The 21,663-nt window shown below is 61.9% G+C and carries 12 protein-coding genes; 6 read left to right on the forward strand and 6 right to left on the reverse strand.

The window, feature by feature from the left end; all coding sequences use genetic code 11:
• Positions 1 to 204 precede the first annotated feature (204 nt).
• Genes AC515T_RS03315 through cbiE form a run of 3 tightly spaced genes read right to left on the reverse strand, consistent with a single transcriptional unit; the run spans position 205 to position 3,225 of the window.
• Positions 205 to 927: a cobalt-precorrin-6A reductase gene (locus tag AC515T_RS03315; protein WP_496531421.1), complete on the reverse strand. Its 723-nt coding sequence runs from the start codon at positions 925 to 927 to the stop codon at positions 205 to 207.
• Positions 924 to 2,021 (reverse strand): cobalt-precorrin-5B (C(1))-methyltransferase, encoded by a 1,098-nt coding sequence (locus AC515T_RS03320; RefSeq protein ID WP_496531422.1) that lies wholly within the window; start codon positions 2,019 to 2,021, stop codon positions 924 to 926. Before AC515T_RS03320 ends, AC515T_RS03315 begins: the two co-directional genes overlap by 4 nt.
• Positions 2,014 to 3,225 (reverse strand): precorrin-6y C5,15-methyltransferase (decarboxylating) subunit CbiE, encoded by a 1,212-nt coding sequence (gene cbiE, locus AC515T_RS03325; protein WP_496531423.1) that lies wholly within the window; start codon positions 3,223 to 3,225, stop codon positions 2,014 to 2,016. The genes AC515T_RS03320 and cbiE overlap by 8 nt, the downstream gene beginning before the upstream one ends.
• A 913-nt stretch (positions 3,226 to 4,138) precedes the next feature.
• On the opposite strand from cbiE, the gene cobG reads away from it, so the two are divergent.
• The 5 genes from cobG (at position 4,139) to AC515T_RS03350 (ending at position 15,970) form a co-directional block, all read left to right on the forward strand.
• Complete coding sequence (cobG, locus tag AC515T_RS03330; protein WP_496531424.1) at positions 4,139 to 5,458, forward strand: precorrin-3B synthase; 1,320 nt, start codon at positions 4,139 to 4,141, stop codon at positions 5,456 to 5,458.
• Positions 5,451 to 6,077, forward strand: coding sequence for a precorrin-8X methylmutase (locus tag AC515T_RS03335; protein ID WP_496531425.1), 627 nt, complete (start codon positions 5,451 to 5,453; stop codon positions 6,075 to 6,077). The genes cobG and AC515T_RS03335 overlap by 8 nt, the downstream gene beginning before the upstream one ends.
• Entirely contained in the window at positions 6,077 to 6,808 is a 732-nt protein-coding gene (locus tag AC515T_RS03340) for a precorrin-2 C(20)-methyltransferase (RefSeq protein WP_018608198.1), read from the forward strand. The genes AC515T_RS03335 and AC515T_RS03340 overlap by 1 nt, the downstream gene beginning before the upstream one ends.
• Positions 6,808 to 8,505, forward strand: coding sequence for a precorrin-3B C(17)-methyltransferase (gene cobJ, locus AC515T_RS03345; RefSeq protein ID WP_496531426.1), 1,698 nt, complete (start codon positions 6,808 to 6,810; stop codon positions 8,503 to 8,505). The genes AC515T_RS03340 and cobJ overlap by 1 nt, the downstream gene beginning before the upstream one ends.
• A gap of 388 nt (positions 8,506 to 8,893) precedes the next feature.
• Entirely contained in the window at positions 8,894 to 15,970 is a 7,077-nt protein-coding gene (locus AC515T_RS03350) for a TcdA/TcdB pore-forming domain-containing protein (RefSeq protein WP_496531427.1), read from the forward strand.
• An 80-nt stretch (positions 15,971 to 16,050) separates the two neighbouring features.
• Here AC515T_RS03350 and AC515T_RS03355 read toward each other — a convergent pair whose 3' ends face one another.
• Positions 16,051 to 16,698, reverse strand: a complete 648-nt coding sequence (locus AC515T_RS03355) for a hypothetical protein (RefSeq protein ID WP_496531428.1) — start codon at positions 16,696 to 16,698, stop codon at positions 16,051 to 16,053.
• 241 nt (positions 16,699 to 16,939) lie between these two features.
• On the opposite strand from AC515T_RS03355, the gene AC515T_RS03360 reads away from it, so the two are divergent.
• Positions 16,940 to 17,761: a hypothetical protein gene (locus AC515T_RS03360; protein WP_496531429.1), complete on the forward strand. Its 822-nt coding sequence runs from the start codon at positions 16,940 to 16,942 to the stop codon at positions 17,759 to 17,761.
• A 19-nt stretch (positions 17,762 to 17,780) separates the two neighbouring features.
• Here the strand turns inward: AC515T_RS03360 and AC515T_RS03365 are convergent, their stop codons facing one another.
• Positions 17,781 to 18,377 (reverse strand): MarC family protein, encoded by a 597-nt coding sequence (locus tag AC515T_RS03365; protein WP_092171337.1) that lies wholly within the window; start codon positions 18,375 to 18,377, stop codon positions 17,781 to 17,783.
• A 453-nt stretch (positions 18,378 to 18,830) separates the two neighbouring features.
• Entirely contained in the window at positions 18,831 to 21,608 is a 2,778-nt protein-coding gene (locus AC515T_RS03370; RefSeq protein WP_496531430.1) for a hybrid sensor histidine kinase/response regulator, read from the reverse strand.
• Positions 21,609 to 21,663: the final 55 nt, after the last annotated feature.

Genomic DNA, 21,663 nt, shown 5'->3' on the forward strand with positions numbered 1-21,663 from the left:
TTCATGGCCGAACCCCCATAGGTGATTTCATTCGCTTTCTAACGGTGCATGAGGTTCCTGTGGCGAGGGAGCTTGCTCCCGCTGGGGCGCGAAGCGGCCCTAAAACCGGACATTGCGGTGTCTCAGTAAAATGGCGTTCACTTTTTTGGGGCCGCTACGCAGCCCAGCGGGAGCAAGCTCCCTCGCCACAGGGCGGCTGTTCTGTCAGACCAACTGCCGCAGCCCCTGCAACACCTCATCCACCGTTCCAAACTCCCGATCCACCTTCGGCAACACCGGCCGCTTCAACACCAACACCGGCACCCCCCGTTCCCTCGCCACCTCCAGCTTCGGTTCAGTGGCCATGCTGCCGCTGTTCTTGCTCACCAGCACATCGATCTGCCGCCGTTCGAACAGTTCGCGTTCACCGTCAATGTGAAACGGTCCACGGGCCCCAATCACTTCGCAGCGTTCGTTACCGGGGTAAACGTCCAGGGCCCGCAAGGTCCAGAATTGCTCGGGCGGGATTTCATGCAGGTGTTGCAGCGGCTCACGGCCAAGGGTGAACAGGGGGTGGTGGAAGGGTTGCAGGGCCTGGATCAGTTCGCTCCAGTCGGCCACTTCGCGCCAGTCATCGCCGGCCCGGGGTTGCCAGGCCGGACGGCGCAGGGCCCAGCAGGGGATGGCGCAGGCGCTGGCCGCGTGGGCGGCGTTGTGGCTGATCTGAGCGGCGTACGGGTGGGTGGCGTCCAGCAGCAGATCGATGCTCTCGGCGCGGATGAATTGCGCCAGCCCTTCGGCGCCGCCATAGCCGCCGACGCGCACCTGGCAGGTCAGGTCGGTGGGGATGCGACCAATGCCGGCCAGGCTGTAGATGTGCTGGGGCCCGAGCGTGCGGGCGATGGCCAGGGCTTCGGTGACGCCACCGAGCAGCAGGATGCGTTTCATTGCAAGGCTCCGGCGTGGCCGACGATCTCACCCTGGCGGTCGATGGCGAAGACTTCGACCTGGACCTGGGCCGGCACCACACTGCGCGCGAAGGCCAACGCGTGCTCGCACACCGCATCGCCGAGGGCGATGCCGGCGGCGCTGGCCATCGCCAGGGCCTGTTGGCTGGTGTTGGCTGCTCGGATGCCCTGCTGCAAAACCTCATCGGCACCGATGGCAGCCGCCCATGCGGCCAGTTGTGGCAGGTCGATGCTCGAGTGGCGACTGTGCAGGTCCATATGGCCGGCGGCAAGTTTGCTGATTTTGCCAAAGCCGCCGCAGAGGCTGAGTTTTTCCACTGGCACCTTGCGCACATGTTTGAGCACGGCGCCGACGAAATCGCCCATTTCGATCAGGGCGATTTCCGGCAAGTTGTAGACCCGGCGCATGGTGTCTTCGCTGGCATTGCCAGTGCAGGCGGCAATGTGCAGGTAGCCGTTGGTTTTCGCCACGTCGATGCCCTGGTGGATCGAGGCAATGTAGGCCGCGCAGGAAAACGGCCGGACGATGCCGCTGGTGCCGAGGATCGACAGGCCGCCGAGGATGCCCAGGCGCGGGTTCATGGTCTTCAGCGCCAGGGCTTCGCCGCCTTCGACATTGACCGTGACTTCGAAACCGCCGGCATAAGCGCTTTCCTCGGCCAGGCGGCCCAGGTGATCGTTGATCATTTTGCGCGGCACCGGGTTGATCGCCGGCTCACCGACGGCCAACACCAACCCCGGTCGTGTCACCGTGCCCACGCCGCGACCGGCGACGAAACGCACGCCGGGTTCGGCGATCAAGCGCACCTGGGAAAACAACAGGGCGCCGTGGGTTACGTCCGGGTCATCGCCCGCGTCCTTGATCGTCCCGGCCTCGGCGCCTTGGTCGGTCAGCCGGCAGAACTCCAGGCGCATCCGCACCTGCTTGCCCTTGGGCAGTACGATTTCCACGGCGTCGGCTGCGGTGCCGCGCAGCAGCAAGCGGGCCGCCGCCAGGCTGGTGGCCGTGGCGCAGCTGCCGGTGGTCAGGCCGCTGCGCAGGGGGGCGGGTTGTTCGGCGGTTTCGTCACGCATCGAGAGGTTTCGTCAGGTCCAGCAAGGTAATCGGCAAGGCCTGGCGCCAGGTGTCGAATTCGCCCAATGGCTGGGCCTGGGCGATGTGGACGCGGGTCAGCTCACCGCCGTGACGTTCGCGCCAGTGCATCAGGGTCATTTCGCTTTGCAGGGTCACGGCGTTGGCGACCAACCGACCGCCGGGCTTGAGTTGAGCCCAGCAGGCGTCGAGTACGCCTTCGCGGGTGACGCCGCCACCGATGAACACCGCGTCTGGCTGCTCCAGGTTCTCCAGCGCCTGCGGGGCACTGCCGCGAATCAGTTGCAGGCCGGGCACGCCGAGGGTGTCGCGGTTGCGTTCGATCAAGCCTTGCCGGCCTTCGTCGGCTTCGATGGCCAGGGCCCGGCAACTGGGGTGGCTGCGCATCCATTCGATGCCGATGGAGCCGCTGCCAGCGCCAACGTCCCAGAGCAGCTCGCCGGGTGTGGGGGCAAGGCGGGCGAGGGTGATGGCGCGCACGTCGCGTTTGGTCAACTGGCCGTCATGCTCGAATGCGGTGTCCGGCAAACCGGCCAGGCGCGACAGGCGCGGTGTCGAAGGTTCGGCCCGGCATTCGACGGCGATCAGGTTCAGGTCGGCGACGGTGTCATCGGACCATTGCGCAGCGCAGCCGTCGATCCGTCGTTCTGCCGCACCGCCCAAATGCTCCAGCACGGTGATGGCGCTCGGGCCGAAGCCGCGCTCGCGCAGTAACGTCGCCACGGCGGCAGGGCTGTGGCGGTCGTTGCTCAACAGCAACAGCCTGAGGCCTGTGGATAAATACCCATTGAGCACCGCCAGGGGACGCGCCACCAGCGACAGTGTGACGACCTCCTGCAACGGCCAGCCCATGCGCGCCGCGGCCAGTGAACAGGAAGATGGCGCGGGGATGACCAGCATCTGGTCGCCCGGTACCTGTTTCGCCAGGCTCGCGCCTACGCCATAGAACATCGGATCGCCGCTGGCCAGCACGCACACCGGTTCGCCCTGCCGAGCGAGCAGCGGTTCCAGGGAAAACGGGCTGGGCCACAGTTCCCGCTCGCCGCGGATACACAGTGGCAGCAGCGCCAGTTGCCGGTCGCTACCGACAATGTGTGACGCCCGCAGCAAGGCATGGCGAGCCGTTCGGCCCAGGCCCTTGAAGCCATCTTCACCGATGCCCACTACGGTCAGCCAGGGGGTCATCTCTGTTCCTCGAATGAATGGGGTTGATCGACAGGCACGTTGCCGCCGCGAACCGGGCCGCCATCATACCGCGCCCCGGCGGATCAGGCGCCTGGCGCAACATCATTGTGGCTGCTAGACCGCTATCGCGAGCAAGCTCGCTCCCACAGGGGATCTGGGGTGAGCCACAGCGTTTGTGCACAACCAGACCAAAACTGTGGAAGCGAGCCTGCTCGCGATGGCGTCGGTCCATTCAGCATCAGCTTTTCAGACAGACTGCTATCGCGAGCAGGCTCGCTCCCACAGGGATTTGGGGTGAGCCACAGCGTTTGCGCACAACCTGACCAAAACTGTGGGAGCGGGCTTGCTCGCGAAGGCGGCGATCCATTCAGCATCAGCTTTTCAGACAGACCGCTATCGCGAGCAAGCCCGCTCCCACAGGGGATTTGGGGTGAGCCTCAGCGTTTGTGCACAACCAGACCAAAACTGTGGGAGCGAGCCTGCTCGCGAAGGCGGCGGTCCATTCAGCATCAGCTTTTCAGACAGACCGCTATCGCGAGCAAGCTCGCTCCCACAGGGGATCTGGGGTGAGCCACAGCGTTTGTGCACAACCTGACCAAAGCTGTGGGAGCGGGCTTGCTCGCGAAGGCGGCGATCCATCCGACATCACCTTTTCAGGCAAACCGCTATCGCGAGCAGGCTCGCTCCCACAGTGGATTTGGGGTGAACACAGGATTTGCGCACAACCTGACCAAAACTGTGGGAGCGAGCTTGCTCGCGATGGCGTCGGTACAGACAACCTCATTGGATCAGGCCGCCCGTGTTCTTGAGCAATCTCACGTCAATCCGACCAGCAAGCTTTTCATGACCCCCGGCAAAGCAGGCATAATGGCGCTCCTTCGCCGTTGTGGCGTGCCTATCTACCGGTTATCCCTTGAACGAACGTCCATCCTCCAACGTCATCCGCCCTTCGGGTTGCCCGGGGTTGCTGCGTGTCGTCCAGGCGTTGGACGGTGGGATCTGTCGGATCAAGCTCGATGGCGGTTCCATCCAGGCGGATCAGGCCGAAGCCGTGGCGTCGGTGGCCGAGCGGTTCGCCGGAGGGGTGATCGAGGCGACCAACCGGGCCAACTTGCAAATTCGTGGGATTGCTCCTGGGCACGACGCGCTGATCCGGCCCTTGCTGGCCGCCGGGCTTGGCCCGCGCAAACCGGCCGGTGATGACGTGCGCAACCTGATGCTCAGCCCCGCGGCCGGGATCGACCGGCAGATGCTGTTCGACACCCGCCCATTGGCCGAGCAGATCCTCGTCACCCTGCAAACCCATGAACGCTTCCATGAGCTGTCGGCCAAGTTCGCCGTGCAACTGGACGGCGGAGAAGCATTGGCGATGCTCGAACATCACCACGACCTGTGGCTGTCGGCCCTGGTCCGTGATGGCGAGCCTTGGCTGGTCTTCGGCTTGGCCGGTACCCCGCTGGATGAAGCGGCGGGTAGGGTGCCCCTGGCCCTGGGGCATGCCTTGGTGGTGGCGGTGCTGGAGCTGTTCCTCGACCTGGCCCGCCCGGACCAGATCCGCCTGCGCCACTTGCTGGCTGAGGTCCCTGTGGATGAATTCATGACCCGGCTGGCCCGCCGCGTGCCCCTGCAGCCTTGCCTGGATTGGCAGCGGGATGGGGCCGTCGATGGACTGCACCTCGGCGTCCATCCCCAGCACGACGATCGCGTCTACGTCGGCGCTGCGGCGCCCCTTGGCCGACTCGATGCGGTCATGCTGCGGGAGGCGGCGCAGTTGGCAAGGGAAAAGGGCGACGGCAGCCTTCGTTTCACGCCTTGGCAAAGCCTGTTGCTGCCCAACGTGTGCGTCGAGGATGCCGACGAAGTGCTGGCGCGGCTCCAAACGCTGGGCCTTTTGGTTTCGGTCGACCAACCCCTGGCGCAACTCATCGCCTGTACCGGTTCCAGTGGTTGCGGCAAAGCCCTGGCCGACACCAAGGCCGACGCCCGCCAACTGGCCGAGCGGCTGCAACGCCAAGGCCAAACCCTGAAGATTCATCTGTCGGGCTGCCCGCGTTCCTGCGCGGCGGCCCATGTCGCGCCTGCCACCTTGCTGGCGGTCGCCCCCGGTCGTTACGACCTGTACTTTCGCGATGCCACGCTGCCGGGTTTCGGCGCGTTGCAGGCACACAATCTGACTATTGAAGCGCTCAGCCACTGGCTCGACGCTCGCCCCCGGAGCCCCCTTGATGCTTGATTACATCCGCGACGGTCAGGAGATCTATCGCAACTCCTTCGCGATCATCCGCGCCGAAGCCAACCTGGCGCGCATTCCGGCCGACCTGGAGAAACTCGCGGTGCGGGTGATCCATGCCTGCGGCATGGTCGAGGCCATCGATGGCCTGCAGTTTTCCGAGGGCGCGGGCACGGCCGGGCGCCAGGCGCTGGCTGCTGGCGCGCCGATCCTGTGCGATGCGCGGATGGTCTCCGAAGGCGTGACCCGGGCCCGCTTGCCGGCCAACAATCCAGTGATCTGCACCTTGCGCGACGAGCGCGTGCCGGCGTTGGCCCTCGAGCTGGGCAACACCCGTTCGGCGGCGGCGCTGGAGCTGTGGCGTCCGCACCTGGAGGGCAGCGTCGTGGTCATCGGCAACGCACCGACCGCGCTGTTCTACCTGCTGGAAATGCTCGATGCCAGCGCGCCGAAGCCGGCATTGATCCTCGGTTTCCCGGTGGGTTTCGTCGGCGCCGCCGAGTCCAAGGCGATGCTGGCGGCCAACAGCCGTGGCGTGCCGTTCGTGATCATGCAAGGCCGCCTGGGCGGCAGCGCCATGGCCGCCGCCGCCGTCAATGCCCTCGCCACGGAGATTGAATGATGCAGCAGCCTGGACGTCTGATCGGCCTCGGCGTGGGCCCCGGTGACCCGGAACTGATTACCGTCAAGGCCCTGCGCCTGCTGCGCGAATCGCCCGTGGTGGCGTACTTCGTCGCCAAGGGCAAGAAGGGCAACGCTTTCGGCATCATCGAGGCCCATTTGCAGGATGCGCAGACGTTGCTGCCGCTGGTCTACCCGGTCACCACCGAAGCGCTGCCTGCGCCGCTGTCCTATGAACAGGTGATCGCCGATTTCTACGACACCGCCGCCGAGCAACTGGCCGTGCACCTGGATGCCGGTCGCGACGTGGCGGTGATCTGCGAGGGCGACCCGTTCTTCTACGGCTCCTACATGTACCTGCACGATCGCCTGGCCGAGCGCTATGAGGCCCAAGTCATTCCCGGCGTGTGCTCGATGCTGGGCGGCGCTTCGGTGCTCGGTGCACCGCTGGTCTATCGCAACCAGAGCCTGTCGGTGCTCTCCGGCGTCTTGCCCCACGACGATCTCAAGCGGCGCCTGGCCGATGCCGATGCGGCGGTGATCATGAAGCTGGGACGCAATTTTCCCAAGGTTCGCCAAGTGCTTCAGGAACTGGGCATGGATGGGCGGGCGCTGTACGTCGAGCGAGCGACCATGGCCAACCAGAAAATCGTGCCGTTGGATGAAGTCGAGCCGATGTCGTCGCCGTACTTCTCGCTGATCATCGTGCCGGGCGAACGGTGGCAGGGTTGATGGCCGCCAAGACGCCGGCCATCGTCATCCTCGGCCCGGGCAGCCTGGCGACGGCGCGACGGATCCAGCAGCACTACCCCGACGCCCTGATCCACGGCCTGGCCGGGCGGGTCGAGGGGGATCTGCAATATCTGGAGTTCGGTGCGACGTTGCGCGAACTCTACCAACGGGACACGCCGATCATCGCCCTGTGCGCGGCGGGCATTGTCATCCGTACCCTGGCACCGCTGTTGCTGGAAAAAGGCGCCGAGCCGCCGGTGCTGGCAGTGGCCGAGGACGGCAGCGCCGTGGTGCCGCTGCTGGGCGGCCTGGGCGGGGTGAATGGCATGGCCCGAGACATCGCGGCCATGTTGCAGGTCGCGCCGGCGATCACCACCAGCGGTGAATTGCGCTTCGGCACGTGCCTGCTCAATCCACCCAGCGGTTACCGCCTCGGCGATCTGGAGCAGGGCAAGCGCTTCGTCTCCGACCTGTTGGCCGGTGAGCCGGTGCGCATCGAAGGCGCGGCACCGTGGCTGGATCAGGCGCAGTTGCCGCAAGACCCGCAAGCCCGACGTACGATCCACGTTGGCCATGCCGAGCGTGAGGCGAGTGCCCATGAACTGCTGATTTATCCACGCAGTGTCGCGGTGGTGGTGAGCGGTGAGGTGACCGATTTGCCGGGCACCGTTCGTGCGGCCTTGCAGCAGGCCAGCGTGGCGCTCCAGAGCCTGGCGTGCCTGGTGGCGGCGGATACGCTGATGGCCAGCACGGCCTTGCGTGAAGCCGCGCTGGAACTCGGGGTGGCGCTGCGCTTTGTGGCGGCGACAGGCGATGCCGCCACTTTGGCGCGCAACTCGGTGCCGGCGGCGACCCTTCTTTCGACAACGGACAAGCTGGTCGTCGCGGTCGCCGCGCTGCCCTTGGAGGTGGCACGAATCGGTCGTCCGCGCGGACGCCTGGCGGTGATCGGCCTGGGGCCGGGCGCTGCCGAGTTGATGGTGCCGGCGGTTAAAGCCGAACTGGCGCGGGCCACCGATGTACTCGGTTACGAAACCTATGTGCGCATGGCCGGCCCGTTTCGCGACGATCAGGTGCTGCACTGCACCGACAACCGCGAAGAAATGCAGCGCGCTCGTCACGCCTTTGAACTGGCTGCCCTGGGCCGTTCGGTGATCGTGGTGTCGTCCGGCGACCCGGGTGTCTTCGCCATGGCGGCGGCGGTGCTCGAAGCGTTGCACGAGTCCAGCGATCCGGCCTGGCATCAGGTGGACCTGGAGATCCTGCCCGGCGTGTCCGCCTCCCTCGCCACCGCTGCCCAGGCCGGTGCGCCGTTGGGGCATGACTTCTGCGTGATGTCGCTGTCGGACAATCTCAAGCCCTGGTCGATCATCGAAAAACGCCTGGACCTGGCTGCCGAAGCCGATCTGGCGCTGGCCTTCTACAACCCGATTTCCCGTGCACGGCCGTGGCAATTGGGCCGTGCGCTGGAGATCGTCGGCCAGCACCGCACCCCGCAGACGCCGGTGGTGTTGGGGCGTGACATCGGTCGCCCGGGCCAGACCCTGCGTGTCACCACCTTGGGGCAACTGACCCCGGAGCAGGTCGACATGCGCACCATGGTGCTGATCGGTTCTTCCACAACCTGTGTATTCCCTCGCGCCGAAGGTGGCGAGTGGGTGTACACGCCGCGCTGGTATGGCAGCAAACCGCTCTGATGAACCCCGGCGGTCTGTTCGGATCGCCGTCACCTGCCCCTCTTTCCGATGGCCGTAGCCATGTTGCGCGGTCTGTTAACTTAATTTAATGAAGTTGTGTTTTAACAGCTGAAACAGCAAGTAAAAGTGCGCGGCTTGTCACAGTGCTGTGGTTTTATTTGGAAATTTATTGAGTTTTCCAGTTGGTTGTAGGGTGGTGAAAAAGTAGGTTATTTTTCTTTTTCATTTTGACCGTGAGTAGGGTTTGCTCTTAGGGGTTGTTTTTAACTTCGCTTGGAAAGAAGTCCGGGCTCGGGAGTCTTTAACAAACTTTAATATTCGATGGTCTGCCAGCGCTCTGGTCAGGCCGATCACGGCTGTTTATCTACAATAAATGGATGTGTTGTTAATGAGTGAAACCAGGTTTTCATCGACGGATAGTTACGTCGATTTTATGGGCTTGTTGAAGTTGAAAGATCTTGAACAAGCCTTGATGTCATACAAAGGCACCGAACAGTATGATGCGGTGCTTCGGTATTACTTTGGTTGCATTGCCTTGCTGGACTCTCCACAAATGCTGGAGCCGCTGGGCTTGCTCAAGCAAGCGTTGGGGGCTTTACAAGGTAGTGGCCGACGACGTCGTACGCCGCAGTTACCGTCGGGCCCCGAAGGTACCGGGGCTGCGAACCTGGGGCAGATCCAGGACAAAATAGAACACTTCGAAGCGCGCCTGCACAACAGCTTCGAGCAGTTGCGATTGCCCGCCACCGAGGTGCCGAAAAATCTGCATTTCGTCTGGCTTGGCGGCGGCGTCGGGGCCATTCAGCGTGACTACATCAATATCTGGAAACAGGTGATGGGCGCGGAGGGTTATCGCCTCAACCTTTGGCATGACAGCGACGCGTTGCTGGCCTATGAAACCAATCGGCTCATCGTCGAGGCCGCCAAGGCCGATGCCATGCTCCATGGCGGGCAGGACAGTGTCGATGGGGTGGCACTGGGCGACCGTTATGAAGAACGCGCCATCGTTCTGAAACAGCAGATGTATGCGCACATCACGAAGGCCGTGAAAAACGGTGGCAGCGCCGATGACGCGAGAATCGATTTGCTGGTTCGGGCCTATGGTCAGGATGGGGCTCGGCTGATGGCCCTGAGGGACACGAACCGGCTCAGCCTCCAGGCACTGGCTGGAGATCACCTGGCCCTGCGCGACCTGGCCAACGGTGAAACGCCCCTGCAGTTGAAGGACATCTACGAGCGCGAGATCAGCCTGCGCGGCAATTTTGCCGCGGCCTCCGATGTGGTGCGTATCGAAGCCTTGTTCGCCGAAGGCGGCCGTTACGCCGATGTCGATAACCTGCCGCCATTGTTGGAAGAGTTGGGTGGGGTGGACATCCGGGCATTCAAGACGGATGCACGCCTGGGTGTGCTGCAGTTGATGCTTGATCGAAACCCTGAGTGGATGCCGGGCCGGCAGGCGTTACGTGGCCGATACACGGATTATTTCGAGATGATCCCGTCAGAGCATCGCGGGGCGCTCGAGCGTTTCGCCAATAGCCGACCCGGATTGGACCGCGTTTTCCGCACGCCGGTGGAGCGCCTGGCTCGCCCGGACGAACTGCGAGCGGTTGCCGAACAGAACTCCTTGAGTAACGCGTTCCTGATGGCCCACCCTGAGTCCGCGATGCTCCAGGCCGTGCTCGAGCGGTTCCGGCTCAATTATGAAATCGTCGACGCCACCGCGCGCCTGGCCGATGAGCAAAACGTTGCCCTGACCGATGCCGAAGCCATGATCGAGCTTGCGCGGCAGGCCGCTACGAAGGTTTTCGGTGCTTTTCATGAGCTGGCGCCGGAAATGGAAATGGCCGCAGCTTTTCTGGTGGAGGCTGCCGCCACCTACTACAGCGATGGTATTCGCCCCCAGAGTGAAGTGACGATCTATCTGACCGGCCCCGGCGCCATGCGCGCGGGGATGGCGGCTTACCTAACGGCGCATTTCACACCTGGCACCGCTGAAAAGTGGCAAGCGACGGCTGCCATTGCGGCCTTCGCCACTGTCAACCGGGCCACCGAGGAAGAGCTGGATCACTCCTGGAAGGAGAACGAGAGCGACCTCAGGCAATGGCTCGAGAACGAGAAAAAGCGCTGGCAAGAAGGCCGGTTCAAGGCCCGTTATGCCGGTGAGCTGGCCGAGTTGCTGAAATACCGCACCTTGCGGTTTGACGAAGGCTGGCCGTTGATCGAGGGGCGTCACGTGTTGTCCACCGCCCTGTTGCAGCACCTGGCCGATGAGTTGGGTGCGCCCTTCATGCAGGCGATGAATAGCAGCCATAACGGTGTGGTGACCTTCGACAGGGCCATCCCCTTGGGCTTTGATGAGCGTCAGTCGATCCGCGCCCAAAGCGCTACCGTGTTGCCGCCTGCATCGTTGAGCGATCCGCAGGCGCAACAGTGGTCTATCGCTGAACTCTTGAACCGACTCGCCGAAGGTCATTTTGATGTGGCTCAGCTGAGCCCCTTGCAACGTCTGCTGCTGGGCGCCTTGACCGGGGCAAAGGCGCTGGATAATCGCAGTTTCGCCACGGTTCGCCCACAGTTGGATAACCTGATCAACAACTTCGGCAAACCGGGTACCGCCGGCAGCTACGCGACGATCGAGCGCGCGTTGTACCAGCAGCAGGCACCGGCATTTCTGGCCGGGCTTGCCAGCGCGGCCGATTCTCCACCGGGGCGTGACGAGACCGCGCTGGGATTGAAGAAAATCGCCCTGGAACAGCCGCTGACGCTGCGCCAGTGGGGTCAGCAGGTCGCCCGGATCCAGCAGGCCGCGAAACTGGAACACCGGGTCCGGATCATTGAGCGCGTCGGTGTGGTCCTGGACGGTTTTGAAGCCGGCACGATCAAACTCGTACCGCAGGATTTGTTGCTTCAAGGCGAGGGTGACCGGGTCGGCGGACGTTGCTATCCCTTGGCCCTCACGATGGCGGCGGCCTTGTCGGAGGGCTCGGCCGCGGTCAATACCCTGCGCGAGCGATTCTTCCTTGGGGTCATTGAGCCCGAGGCAAGCGATTCGCTGACCTTTCTGAGCAGCGTGGAGTCGTTGCGCGACGTGCAGCTCAGTGAAGTCGGCCGTGCGCTGGCGCGTTCGAACCTGAACGAGGTCGTAGATACCCTGCAAGCCAGGACAACGACCGCCACGCTGATGCTCAACTCGGACAATCACGCCATGCTGGTCGCCAAGACCTTTGCGGGCGAACGCAGTACTTATCACTTCTACGATCCGAATTTTGGCGTGTTCGAATTCGAGGATTCGACACTGTTCAAGCAAGCGCTGGAACAGTTCTTCCTTGAGCAGGACATGGCCCGCTATTACGCCGCCTACGGCGATGCGTCGCATCCGACCTTCGACCTGATCGAATTGGAAGGCGCGGGGGTGTCGGAACTGTCCTTGCCCGGTGCAATGAAGGTCTCGCAACTGCTGCGGCCCGGCGCCTTGCCTGGACAGTCGAAGGTTCCTGTCAGGCAACGGGTGGCCAGTGCCCGAGGGCAGTCACTCCAGAACAATCCTCGACTCTGCAGTTGCCTGCTGGCACTGGACGGTCATTGGTGGGCGCAACAGATCAGTGACGTGACTCTGCATCTCCAGCAGGCGAATCAATTGGCGCCCCATCTTGTGCCGTTGTTCGACACCCTGGAGATCATGCCGGACGGGGGGTATCGGATGAGCCTGGTGGATCCCGACAATCCCGGGCAACTGGTGCGGATCAACACGGACGACCATCGACTCTTGCGGATAAAAAACTATCTCTCGGAGCGTTTCTCGGCCTTGGCCAATAGACCCTCGGTTTCGAGCGATCCTACCGAGGTGGGGAGCGTCCATACCCTTAACGCCGGTTTCGCCATACAAGCGCTGATGAACGCGCTGAGAGGGCGGGAGGGGGCTGATCGATCCCTCACCCTGGCGGTCCGGCTGCATGCCTATGTCAATTACGCACAATTGGTGCATGGCAACGTGGTCGACATTGCCGGGTTGGTCGGTCTGGTCCGGCAAGCGCTGGCAGAAGAAAAACTGATTGCCCGTACCGTCGCGCCCGTGGTCAAGGCCTCGGTGGGGACCAGTGTGAGCGAAGCGACCGGGGGATTGCTGCAGTTGGCGAATGTCGGGTTCGACATCTACCAATTATCGACCGCGCAAAACGAAGTCGAACGCGCCCAATTCGGCACCCAACTGGCGTTCGACTCGGCCAGTCTGGTGTTGTCGGTGGGCGCCTACGCCGCAGGCGCCACAACCGCTGGCGCGCTGCTTGGCGGGGCTGCGGTGATTCTGGGCGGGTTGGCGGTAGGGGTGACGGCATTGGCCCAGGGGTTCGCCACCATTGCCGAAGAGGCCAGGCAAGTCGGATTGTTTTTCGATGAAGTGGCCAAGGCCCACCTTCAGCCCTATCGGCTCAACACCGGCAGCGGTACATGGCTGCCGCGCCCATCGCTGATCGTCCAGACACTGGATCTGAGCCGCGGCGAGCTGGTGCTGGACAGCCCCAAGCTGTATCCGTTGCGCGATCATTTCGGGGTGCCGACGTTCGATGACGATTACCATCGGGCGATTGATATTCGTCGAGAGCTGGACCTGCCGGATCGAGTCAGCATCACGTTGCCTGCTGGCCAGGCCATCGTGCTGCCTTGCACACCGCAAACCTGTTACCGCTATGAGTACAAGGCGCTGCCATTCGCCAGCCTGCACCATGACACGGGGTTCGACACTGCACGGCGTCTGGAGAAAAGGAAAGCGGATGGCGGCTGGCTGTTTCTGTTTTCCTTCTATTCGTTTCCGAGTGACTACATCCTCCATCGCCTGTTTGACCCGGACTATCGGCCAACGGTGATCAGGGTGTTGCTCGATGCCGTTGATCGCTCACTGGTGGTGCCCGTGCTTGCGCAGGCCTGGCACGGAAAAATCACCTATCAGGTTCGGGGCGCTGGCAAACGATGCGCATTGGAGCTCAATCCCGGCGTGAACCTGAGCCTACAGTCGAGGCGTTCGGAGAAATCGGCTTGGGTGCTGAACGCTCATTGGGCCAACGAAGGCGACATCCGGTTCGAGGATGAGGGGAAACTGTTCGTCGGTGACGTTCAGGTGAGGTTCATTGGGCCGGGTTCCCATGAAGTTCTGCTCCGGGTCACCGACAATCAAGTGTTCCAGGTTGAGCTGGAGGAGCGCCAACTGACCCTTGTCGAACAGGATATGCCCGCGGGCATGGATCGACAGGTGTTGCAGGGACACCTCAAGACCCTGGCTCAACAGCATCGCCTGGTGATGCCGTATACGCCTGTTCACCACTATTTGATTCCGTTCGAGAAACCCGACGAGCCCCGGTACACCTCGGCCTGGTACGACGCGAAGGCGGACCGTTTCCTGTACATCCGTAATGACATACCCGGTGCCGATCAGGCACTGCTGGGAGCGGTGTCCGGCAGCCACGCGTATTTCTACGATCCGCAGAATGTCATTGTCTGGCAGGTCGATGCGGTTACCGGCCTGCTGACCCATCGTTACTGGCTGTGGGCCTCAAGAGATGAGAGCGCGATCAAGCGCGTCGAGGTGGATGCGCAGGGGGTGATTCATGTGGTCCAGGAAATCACGTGTGCTAATCAGACCCGCGATGTTCTGGTCTATGTGATCCATGATGGGCAAGCGCTGCTCAGTTCGGTCACCCGCGACCTGGCCCCGGCGTTGGAGTCGGTCTTGAGTGCCCGCGAGGTCTTGCCTGACTGGTCGAACGTATTGGGCAGCGGTTATCCCTTTACGGCGTCTACTGACGAAAGCGACACCTTTGTCACCGTCAATTGGCAACCGGCGCCGTTCGTTTCGATCTGTTGGCAATGCGAGCCAGCGGTGCGGGACATGGCCTGGATTCGTCGCCGCGATCACTTGATCGTCCGTCCCTCGCCGACGCGTAATCATCACCGTGGCTGGCCTGACTCGATCAAGAACATGACCGATCTGACGCTGCTCCCACCGGCGGACGATAGCGATACGTTCGTCATCTACAACAGGCTCACACAAGAACTTTGCCGTAAGCAGCGCACCCAAGTGGCGGGCAAAGGCGAGTGGTCCGTTCAGTGGCGGCGACCCCGGAACCTGGAAAATGTCATCGCGGTTGACGGTGGCTACCTGGCGCTGACCTCTGATGGCCTGTTTTTCAACCTGACGAGCCAGGGCCACCTGGAGCTGGGCGGCTTGAGCGAAGCATGGCTCAAGGATCGGGCACATTGGTGGTCTGCCCTGGAGCCGCTGGCGCGGCGGTACGCGAGCGAAAGCTTTGCCCTTATCGGTTTGACGAACTTCAGTGGTGAGGCGAAGTTGTGTGCCTGGTATGTCGGCAACAGGCTGTTGCTGGCTGAGGGCGGGCACGGAAAGGAAGTGCGCCTGCTGGGGGCAACCCCGGATGGTGAGGCCGTCTGGTTATTCGATGTGTCGAGTGGTGAGGTCTATCGCCAGGCGTTTATCGATCCGCAGCAACTGGAGACTGCTTTTGGCCAGGGCTTGCGATTGCTGAAGGCTGACGCGTTACCCGTCGCGCACCGTGAGTGGGCGCCCTGGCAGTTTGTCGAGCTGACGGTGGACGGGCCAGGGCTGCGTGGCGTCACCTTCGAAGGCGTGGAGGTCACGCTACGTGATCATGAACCGGCATTGATCACCGGCGTCACCCATGATTGGGTTGTCGCCCAAGGTGACCGGGTGCAGGAGCGGCTTGAGCAATTGGCGGCCCAGTCGTTGCGCAGCGCGCTGCTGTCGGTGGAGGAACCCGGTAGCCTGAAGTGGTTCGTCGCCGAGACCGGGCGGGTGATTCAGGTTCCCAAGACCGCCATTCCTAAATCCTTCGAGTTATTGGGGACCCAGCGGCAGACCAACGTATTGCTTCATGAAAGCCAGAACGGAAAGCTTCTGGCCTTTCCGGTGATGGGACATGTGGGGCCACTCAGTTATGTCCAGCGTGACGGCGAGGTACTGGCCGTCGAGGGCCACGAAATGAAGATCGATGATCTCCTGCCGCTGATGCCGGACGATGTCACGAGCCTGATCCTGCGCATGGGCCAGGGCGCGGTGAGTTACCGGTTGTCAAAAGCGGTCTGGTTACGACTCGGATCGGTCATCCTCGACTGCCGGCATTCGTTGAGTGGCGCGGCGATAATTCCCGGTAAGTTGATCTGGGAGCTGAATGACCCTGACCCATTATTGCTGAGCAAGGTCGATGAGCACCTGGTGATCATTGATCCTGACAGCGGACATAGCGTGATTATTCGTGAAGTGTATGCCACGGATGTCAACTTCCGTGGAGACGCGTTGCTCAGCTTCGGTGGGAATCGACATTATGCCGTCTCGACACTGGTAGAGCGGTTGAACGTCCTGCCAAACGCCCAGGCCGGTATGACGCTGAAAGAACTGTTGGAGGGATCGACTGTAGAGGAAAGTAATCTGGTGTGATGATCGTGGACAGCGTTGAGTGAAGAAAGGGTTGCCGGTGATGTTCATCGACAACCTTTTTTTATGTCGCCATTAATGACTCAGGAGACGATCCCCTTGCGCAAGGCAAACCGCCGCATGAGGTACTCATCCAGTTTCTTTTTGATGAGCACTCTTTTGCTGTCCAGTTCGCGTCTGTTCAGTTTCAGGAACGCTTTACGCTGGATGATTCTGGCGGAGCGCTTTTCCCAGTCCCAGAACAAAAAACGGCGTCTCCTTATGTCAACACTCAGTTCGAGTTTATACAGGGCGATATTGAGATTGCCTTGTGAGTCGTATCGGGCGGGAATGATTTGAAATGTCTCGCCTTCCCGTGTTTCTTCATCAAGGGCCAGCATGGCCGGATTGTTGGTCTTCAACGTGTCCAGGGTATCGATCATCGCATTCGCCTGCCGTGAGTCCCGCATGGCCTGGGCACTCTCCACCAGGAAGTCCGCCACGGAGCCCGAGACGATATGTTGCGTGCGCGTATGGATGGAGTCGCCATACAGCGACCAACCGAGGAAATTCAAAGTGCGGGCATACTCTTCGAACCAGCCTTTGGGGTCCGCATAGCGATGATGGCCGAGGTCGGCCGATCGGGTGGCGATGTTGTTGCAGTCGGCGATGTCGTTGTGGTCTTGCAGAGACAGTGCTTCGATGTAAGAAAACAGAGTGGGGCCTGTGACCAGTCCGATTAATGGGTTCATGAAAAACGCTCTCCGTCGGGGTAGATGTGTTGTGTTTTATATGAATACAACAACGGTCGAGGTCTTCAAGTGTGTGGGGCTGGTTAATTAAAGTCTGGATGTTTTAGTTGTGAGGGTTGGGCGGCGTGTTTTGCTTGGGCTACATATGTTGTATTCAGTTTTGGGTTGTTGGTTTTTTGCCGGATCATCTAGATTGTTCCCTGTCCGCAGGAGCGGTCATTTATTTAACCAAGGAAGTGATATGGAACAGTTTGAAAGTGAAGTCAGCGTTGCACAAAGTGTTGAGTTGATTGGCACGCGTATCAATCGACGTAAAGCATTGGCTTCTGCCAGCCGGCGTGTACGCAGGTCTATCGTGCAGTTGCAGGACAACCCGACCAAGGCCATGGATGCGCTCATGTTGGGCGATACGCTCGTCGGCTATGGCAATAACATGTCGCTCAATAATATGGCGATCATGGAAAACCTGATGACCATGGCAATCATGGAGGCCAACTTTGAAGTTCCCGGCGGCAAGAATACCCACGCGTGGTATGACGCATTCATCCGCTGTCTGCAAGACCTCGGGTGTTTTGTCGCCGATGACGGTTACTCGCGTTATTCCGAAAGTTCGTTGCGGGTGGATATGGACAACGTCATCACCGATATCGTCAAAGGGATCATTGATGGCGTGAAAGCCAGCAACCCGGCGGCGGCAGTGCTCGGGACTGTCGTAAACACTACGATTGATGGTTTGAAGCAGGACAAGGGAACCCTCGATCTGTTCGATACCCAGGCCAAGTCGGCCGATGGCGCGCGCTTGTCCGTCATCCCGTGCGAGCAGTTGTCCAACGGTATGCTGATCGCGTCCTGCGCCTCGATCAAACAGTCCGGCTCTTCGAATAACGGTGGGGTTCTTTTCGTGAATTGGCACGCTTCAGCGCGAGAGATCTTCCGCGGTAAGTCGTTCGTGACCTTCAACCCGGTTCGCTATGAGGCGTTCAGGCAGGACATCGAAGAGTACCTGGGCGAGCATCGCAGAGAGGTGCTGAAGCAACGATTCAGCCGTCGCAGGCGCGCCTGAATGCTAGTCACCGCCGTCGCTACGGCACCAGGTAGCCCCGCACCCCGGTAAAAATGATCTGCGCCGCCAGGGCACAGACAAACAGCCCCATCAGGCGGCTGACGATCTGCAAGCCCTGGTCGCCAAGAATCCGCTCGATACGGCTGGACAGGTAAAGCACGACGCCGACGGTGAAACTCGCCAGGGCGATGCTGATGATGGCCATGAGTTTGTCGTCCCAGTGCGGCTGGCTCACGCCCATCACCAGCAGGGCGCCGATGGTGCCGGGGCCGACGGTCAACGGAATGGTCAGTGGGACGATGGTCACGTCCTGCTGGACATTGTCGGTCTGTACGGCCGACTTGCCTTGGGCCATGCCCAGGGCCGAAATGAACAGTACGCTGCCGGCGCCGATCCGGAACGCATCCACGGTGATGCCGAACACGCTGAAAATCACTCGCCCGAACAAATACAGCAACACGCTGGAGATCAGCGTCGCCGTCGCCACCTTCCAGGCCAGGCGGCGTTGTTCCTTGCGTGAATAGCCGCGAGTCAGGCCGATGAAGCAGGACAGGACGAAGAAGGGGCTGTAGAGCACCAGCATCTTCAGGTAAACGCTGAACAGCACATGGAGCATGGTTGAGGCTCGCGATGAATGAATTTGACGTGGAGTCTATCAGGCGTCGGGGTGTCTGTCGGCTCGTGGCAAGGCGAGCTGCAAGTACAGTAAGAGGCCACTTACTTACATGTGAGGGTAAGTAGTTGAGTTTGATTATTTACGGTTTCAGTGGCGCGCTTGTTATTAGGAAGCAAGTTACGTAAGTGTGTGTCTCGACCGCGGGATAGGGCGGAGCAGAAAAAACGATGTATTGGATTCAGTAGTGTTTGCGCAGTGGGTCGCCAACAAAAAGCTTCCGGCTTATGCCCAGGCGCAAATAGGGCAGGACGAGTATCGTGACGTCTTGAAGAACGGCTGGTTGACGTTCAACACGCTGCATTACGCAACATTCCCGGAAAAGTCCTGGCTGCGGTTATCGCCGAAACGACCCGCACTATTCATGCGTTGAAATGTTGAACAGGGCTTCGGGCGCTAGGACGAATGCGCGGCGGTCTTGTTCTGCTGGTCGCGCTGGGCCACCCAGTGTTCGATCAGCTCGCGCAGTTGCGACAGTTCCACCGGTTTGGCCATGTGCCCGTCCATCCCGGCCTGGCGGGCGCGTTCCTTGTGCTCGGCCAGGATGTGCGCCGTGAGCGCCACCACCGGCGTGCGGGTGCGCTGGTTACCCATTTCCCAGGCTCGCAGCTGTTGGGTGGCGGAAAACCCGTCGAGGACCGGCATTTCGCAGTCCATCAGGACCAGGTCGTAGCGCTGCTCCTTCATGGCCTTGAGGGCTTCCTCGCCGTTGCTGGCGGTGTCGGGTTGCAGGTTGAGCTTGCCGAGCATGCCGCGGATGACCTTGGTGGAAATGCTGTTGTCCTCGGCCACCAGGATGCGGAAATCGCTTGGCACCTTCACCGGGGTGGGAGGGCCGGCGTTCACCTGCACACTCGTTGCCTGGCCCCTGTTGCGCTGGTTCAGCTCGTCCGCCAGGGTGGTCTTGAGGGTATAGCCGGCCACTGGTTTGGCGAGGATGCGCTTGACCCCACTGTTGCGCGCCACGATCTTGCTCGGCGCGTTGCTGATGCCGGTGAGCATGATCAACAGGATGTCGTGATTCAGGCTCGGGTCTTCCTTGATCTTGGCCGCCAGTTGCATGCCGGTCATGCCGGGCATGTTCTGGTCCAGCAGCACCACGTCGAAATAATCGCGCAGGTGCGCCTTGGTGCGCAGCAGCGCCAGGGCTTCCTTGCCCGAGGGCACCGCGCTGACGTTCAGGCCCCAGGCGCTGCACTGCTGCACCAGCACTTTGCGGCAGGTGTCGTTGTCGTCGACGATCAGCACCCGCGCCCCTTGCAGCGGGCCATCGAGGTCGGAGGTCGGGTGTTCGAGGCGATCCGGGTCCAGCGGCAAGGTCAGCCATAAGGTGCTGCCTTGGTTGCTGCCGCTTTTGATACCGAATTCCCCGTGCATCAGGATGATCAGCTGCCGGGCGATGACCAGACCCAGGTTGCCGCCCAGGCGCGTGGCCGAGAGGAAGTTCTTGCTGTGCAGCTCGGCGTGCATCAGCGTGTCGCGCTCTTCAGCGTCCATCGGCGTCCCGCTGTCCTGCACGGCGATGCGCAGGCGCGGCTGATGGCTGCGCTCGTCGAGGGCGACGACGATCAGCACTTCGCCCTCGTCGGTCTTCTTCAGGGCGTTTTCCAGCAGGCTCAACAGCGCCTGGCGCAGCCGCGTCGGGTCGCCGCTGATCACCCGCGGCACCTGGGGCTGGATGAAGCTGATCAGCTCGACATTCTGCTGTTCGGCCTTGGCGCGGAAGATGCTCAGGCAATCCTCGATCAGCGCATTGAGGTCGAACTGCACGTCGTCCAGTTCGATCTGCCCGGATTCGAGCCGGGAAATGTCGAGGATCTCGTTGATCAGGGTCAGCAGTTCATTGCCGGCGCTGTGGATCGTCTGCACGTAGTCGCGTTGCTTGACCGACAACGGCGTGCCCAGCAGCAGCTCGGTCATGCCCAGTACGCCGTTCATCGGGGTGCGGATTTCATGGCTGATCTTGGCCAGGAACTCGGCCTTGGCATTGATCTCGGCATTGCTCGCCGCCAGGTCGCGGCTGATGCTGAAGCGGCTTTCGTTGATCGAGCGCTGGCGCTCGCCCAGGGCGACACTCATCAACAGGCCGCTGATGCAGATGAAGATCAGCAGGGTGATGATCAAGCCCTGGGGAGCGACTTCCGTGAGCCCTTGCAGGGCCGGAAGGATGATCAGCGTGCCCAGGTTGAAGACCACCATGGCCGCGACGAACAGCCGGGCCGGGCGGTAGCCCTTTTGCCAGTGCCAGGCGCTGACGAACAGCATGCTCAGGCCGGCCAGGGCCACCAGGGCATAGGTCATGATATTGAGTGGCAGCGTGTTGACGAACAACAGCAGCAGGCTGCACAGCATGACGAACACAATGTCCCCCAGCAGCAGCCGGTTCAACGGGTGCGGCCCCAGGGGCGCAAAGAAGCGGTAGGCGAACATCAGGCCGCAGGGCGCCGTCAGCAGCAACGCCAGGTAGGCCCCGGGCGTCTGCACTGCCGGCCAGTCGGGCAGCCAGGGCCCGGCCAGGTTCAGCAACAGCACCAGGCTGAGCATCAGCAGCCCTTCACAGGCGGCCAGCCACAGGCAGCTGCGGGAACGGGTATAGGCGTAGCGGGTGAGGTTGTGCAGGATCAGCATGGCGATGCAGCCGAACAGCAGCCCGTAGATCAGCGTCTGGTTCTGATCGGCTGCCGCCGCGACGGCCGATTGCAGGGTGACGTAGGGGCGCAGTTCGTGGCGCGAGGCCAGCCGCAGGTAGACGTCCAGTGATTTATCGCTGCGCGGCAGCGGCAACATGAAGTCGCTGCTGGGCACCGCCGGTTCGGTATGCGGCGTGGCATTGCCGCTGACCTGTTGCTCGACCAGGGCGTCGCCGTCCAGCACGTAGAGGTTCAGGCGTGACAGGTCGGGGGCGAAGATGCGCAGGATTTGTTCGTGCCTGTCCGGGGCCAGGCGGAAACGCAGCCACAATGCACCACCGGGCTCGGCGGCCTTGAGGCGGTCCAGGTCGATGGGGCTGAATTGATTGGTGTAGCGGGCAGAGCGGATATCACTCAGCGTCAGGTCGCCCTGTTCGTCGAGCAATACCGCCCAACCACTGCCTGGCGCGGCCTGGGCCGGGAGCATGCAGAGCAGCGTCAGCAGGGTGACGGTAAAGCCTATGGCAATCCTGAGCCAGCGCACGGCGAAATCCCTTCGTAGGTTGATGCCAGATTATAACTATGCGCGGCGCCGGAAC

The organism is Pseudomonas sp. FSO-7, from assembly GCF_059579345.1.

Coding starts and splice junctions, on each gene's coding strand:
- AC515T_RS03315 (WP_496531421.1), bottom strand. CDS start 927: ATGAAACGCATCCTGCTGCTCGGTGGCGTCACCGAAGCCCTGGCCATC.
- AC515T_RS03320 (WP_496531422.1), bottom strand. CDS start 2,021: ATGCGTGACGAAACCGCCGAACAACCCGCCCCCCTGCGCAGCGGCCTG.
- cbiE (WP_496531423.1), bottom strand. CDS start 3,225: ATGACCCCCTGGCTGACCGTAGTGGGCATCGGTGAAGATGGCTTCAAG.
- AC515T_RS03335 (WP_496531425.1), top strand. CDS start 5,451: ATGCTTGATTACATCCGCGACGGTCAGGAGATCTATCGCAACTCCTTC.
- AC515T_RS03340 (WP_018608198.1), top strand. CDS start 6,077: ATGCAGCAGCCTGGACGTCTGATCGGCCTCGGCGTGGGCCCCGGTGAC.
- cobJ (WP_496531426.1), top strand. CDS start 6,808: ATGGCCGCCAAGACGCCGGCCATCGTCATCCTCGGCCCGGGCAGCCTG.
- AC515T_RS03350 (WP_496531427.1), top strand. CDS start 8,894: ATGAGTGAAACCAGGTTTTCATCGACGGATAGTTACGTCGATTTTATG.
- AC515T_RS03355 (WP_496531428.1), bottom strand. CDS start 16,698: ATGAACCCATTAATCGGACTGGTCACAGGCCCCACTCTGTTTTCTTAC.
- AC515T_RS03360 (WP_496531429.1), top strand. CDS start 16,940: ATGGAACAGTTTGAAAGTGAAGTCAGCGTTGCACAAAGTGTTGAGTTG.
- AC515T_RS03365 (WP_092171337.1), bottom strand. CDS start 18,377: ATGCTCCATGTGCTGTTCAGCGTTTACCTGAAGATGCTGGTGCTCTAC.